The following is a 3,498-nucleotide window of genomic DNA, read 5'->3' as shown; positions in this document are numbered from 1 at the left end:
GCCCTGGGTCAACCGCCAGATAGTTTCAATCACCGCCTGCGGTTTGATTTTATCGCTCCGGTCGTCGTAGCGCAGACAATGGCGGGCACGCCACTGCTCGATCTGTTGCCACCAGTCGCGAATGTCGTCCAGCGGCTGCTGCGTCTCTTCCTGGTCCAGTAGCTCCAGCATCTGCTCCAATACCAGCCGGGCATCGCCGACGATCGGCACATCCGCCGGCACGGTTTTCGAGATCGAGGTCGGATCGATATCAATATGCAGCACCGTCGCGTTCGGACAGTACTTGGCCAGATTGTTGGTGGTCCGATCGTCAAAGCGGACGCCGACGGCGAAAATGACGTCCGAATGGTGCATGGTCATGTTGGCTTCATAGGTGCCGTGCATACCCAGCATCCCCAGCGCCTGCGGGTGCGTCGCCGGGAAAGCGCCAAGCCCCATCAGGGAGGAAGCAACCGGCAGCTTCAGCTTTTCCACCAGTTCACGCAGCTGGGGTTCGCAATGCGCATTGATCGCCCCGCCGCCGACGTAAACGACCGGCTTACTCGCCGCCACCAGGGTCTGCAGGGCGCGTTTAATCTGTCCCTTATGACCGCTGGTGGTCGGGTTATACGAACGCATACTCACCGCCTCCGGCCAGGCGTACGGCAGCTTTTTCGCCGGATTGAGAATATCTTTCGGTAGATCGACCACCACCGGTCCGGGGCGACCGCTGGCCGCCAGCCAGAAAGCTTTCTTCAGGACACCGGGAATATCTTCGGTCTGCTTCACCAGGAAACTGTGCTTCACCACCGGACGGGAAATCCCCACCATGTCGCACTCCTGGAAGGCATCGTAGCCGATCAGCGATGTCGCCACCTGCCCGGAGAGGATCACCAGCGGAATGGAATCCATATAGGCCGTCGCGATGCCGGTGATGGCGTTCGTCGCCCCTGGTCCAGAGGTGACCAGCACGACGCCAACCTCGCCGGTCGCCCGCGCCAGGCCATCCGCCATATGCACTGCCGCCTGCTCGTGGCGAACCAGCACATGATCGATACCGCCAAGGGTATGTAACGCATCATAGATATCGAGGACTGCGCCTCCGGGATAGCCGAATACTTGCTTGACGCCCTGATCGACAAGCGATTGGACGACCATCTCGGCTCCTGACAACATCTCCATGGTTTGCCTCCAGGCTTATTGTTTTACGACAGCGGAACTCAATTTCCGCGCGCTCGCACGATGCGGAGGAGAGACCCTCCGCACTGAGGTGAATGGACTGCATGCCACTACCATAACTGCTCGCCAGCAGGCAGGCAATTCGCCGCAGGGGATGTGTTATCCCCGTAATAAGAAGAAAAGAAAGCGGAGAAGTGAAAATATGGTGGATTGCTTCAGAGATAAGAAAAGGGAATGGTAAATACTCGGAGAAAAGGCGTGATAGCAGGAATTGATCCATTTTTCACGAACCCAACGAATGCCTCGAACAGGTCAAACAGAACAAAATTCTGCATTATCGAATTTACATCATATAAAAAAAGGAGCCGAAGCTCCTTTTATCCTCGTTGCCATCGGCTCAGCGCTTGCAAATATCCACCAGCAGCTCTTCCATCCACTGATGGCCTTTATCGCGGCCAGCCGCTTCATGCCACGAGAGATAGCAGGTCCGGCTGTTAACCTTCAACGGCAAAGGTAATATTTGCAGGGCTAATTTATCGGCAAACTCATTGGCCAGCCAGCGCGGGGCAATCGCCACCATCTGAGTTTGCGATACCACGTTTAATACGCTGACCATCGCATTACCCTGATAGGCGATACGCGCCTGTTTATCGGCCGTGTCATACCACGGTAAACTGAATGAGGCATACCGATCGAGAGCCACCGTAGCATGCTCCTCACGATAAATATCCGCCTCCATCACCGGCCCGGAAATACGGGGGTGGTTGCGACTGGCCACCAAAACCATTTCGTCTTTGAATAACGGGACGCAGGCAAACTCAGGGCGACGGAACTCTTCATAACCGATCACAAATTCCGTTTCCTGATAACGTAACTGATGTTCCGTATTTTGATTCAGCGCGGATTTAAAGACCAAATGAATATTGGGTGCGATCTCCGCAACTTTATTAAAAATAACCGACGTCAGGATGTTATCCAGCGGGCTGCAGACGCACAGATGGAAAACGCGCTCACTGCTTAGCGGTTCAAAACCGGAGCCCGGCAATTCGTTTTGGACCAGCTGCAGAGCCTGGCGCACAGAACCAAAAAGCTGATAGGCCCGCGCCGTCGGCTGAATACCGCGGCCATAGCGCACAAACAGCTCATCATTAAACATCACTTTCAGACGTGAAACCGCGTTACTCACCGCGGGTTGAGACATGCCGAGCGTATGGGCGGCACGGGTGATATTCTGCTCTTGCATAACCGCATCAAAAACGGTGAGCAGATTGAGATCAACCATCCGTAGTTGAGGTTTAACGACTTCCTGTCCGGGGGCTGATTTATATTCTGGAGTGTCAATTAACATATCTAATTCCGCCGTCACGATGAATTCCCTTTACTAAACCGCTATAATTAGCGTCGAAAATATCATTTATCATGCAAATGACATTTGCAAAATAGCAAAGGAGATTTTTAGGAATATATCAAGGCTATGAGTGGCAGTGAAAAAGCGGGACTACCAGGAAAATGAACCGCTCAAACCATACCGGTTACTTAATGATGGTGAGTGTAACCATAATCCGTAAAAAATAAAAACAACACTAATAGTTAACTGTAACTTAAGCAATAATAAAGTATTTTATTTTTAACCTCATAAAATTAACAACTGCTTATCATTGAAAAATAATCCGCTAATGAGCAAATACATTCATAAGGAAAATAAATATAATATTTTCATTCAGATAGCTTTTTTTGCCGCCTCGTTCACGGTTCATCGTGACCGAGGCGTTGAATGCAAAGCACTTTTTCAAATGAAACAAATGAGGGTGCGCCTCCCTTTGTCCAAAATAGGATCTTCGGCAAAACGGGGCTTACATCAGCACAATTTGCTAATTCACATCGTGAGCCAATAACGCTTTTTCCGTGCCAGGGGTTGACTTTAAAACGGCTATCCAGTAACTCTAAAAGCATAACGATTTCATCTGGAGTTTGACGCAATGATTCGCACCGCTCGTATCACCAGCCTACTACTACTAAACGCATGCCATTTGCGCGGTAGGCTGTTGGGCGACGTTCAGCGTTAAGTCATCTTCCAGCAAGACTATAAAACCCGCGCCTTGGCGCGGGTTTTTTTATGCTCGTCAACAAGGCGCCAGGACACAGACTAAGGATCCAAACCATGAGCCAGCAAGTCATTATTTTCGATACGACCTTACGTGATGGCGAACAAGCGTTACAGGCAAGCCTGAGTGTCAAAGAGAAGCTGCAGATCGCTCTGGCCCTTGAGCGTATGGGGGTCGACGTAATGGAAGTCGGTTTCCCGGTCTCTTCCCCGGGCGATTTTGAATCGGTGCAAAG

The 3,498-nt window shown here is 51.3% G+C and carries 3 protein-coding genes and 1 pseudogene; 2 read left to right on the top strand and 2 right to left on the bottom strand.

Annotated elements, in window-relative coordinates:
• Together ilvB and leuO are read right to left on the bottom strand one after the other, a co-directional pair.
• On the bottom strand, positions 1–1,161 hold a 1,161-nt coding region (gene ilvB / locus ACZAHD_RS22465), incomplete at its 3' end, for a biosynthetic-type acetolactate synthase large subunit (RefSeq protein WP_462458701.1).
• 394 nt (positions 1,162–1,555) lie between these two features.
• Positions 1,556–2,524, bottom strand: a complete 969-nt coding sequence (leuO, locus tag ACZAHD_RS22460; protein ID WP_072121929.1) for a transcriptional regulator LeuO — start codon at positions 2,522–2,524, stop codon at positions 1,556–1,558.
• A gap of 613 nt (positions 2,525–3,137) precedes the next feature.
• Here leuO and leuL point away from each other — a divergent pair.
• The gene (gene leuL / locus ACZAHD_RS22455) at positions 3,138–3,224 is read left to right on the top strand and encodes a leu operon leader peptide (RefSeq protein WP_004222662.1); all 87 of its coding nucleotides are present in this window, start codon (positions 3,138–3,140) and stop codon (positions 3,222–3,224) included.
• A gap of 95 nt (positions 3,225–3,319) precedes the next feature.
• A pseudogene (locus ACZAHD_RS22450) lies at positions 3,320–3,498 on the top strand (2-isopropylmalate synthase); the annotation flags it as partial.

Origin of the sequence: Raoultella sp. (assembly GCF_039594335.1) — a bacterium.
Classification (GTDB): domain Bacteria; phylum Pseudomonadota; class Gammaproteobacteria; order Enterobacterales; family Enterobacteriaceae; genus Klebsiella.
The sequence above is the reverse complement of the archived record's forward strand: the minus strand, read 5'-3'. Positions and strand labels throughout refer to the sequence as shown.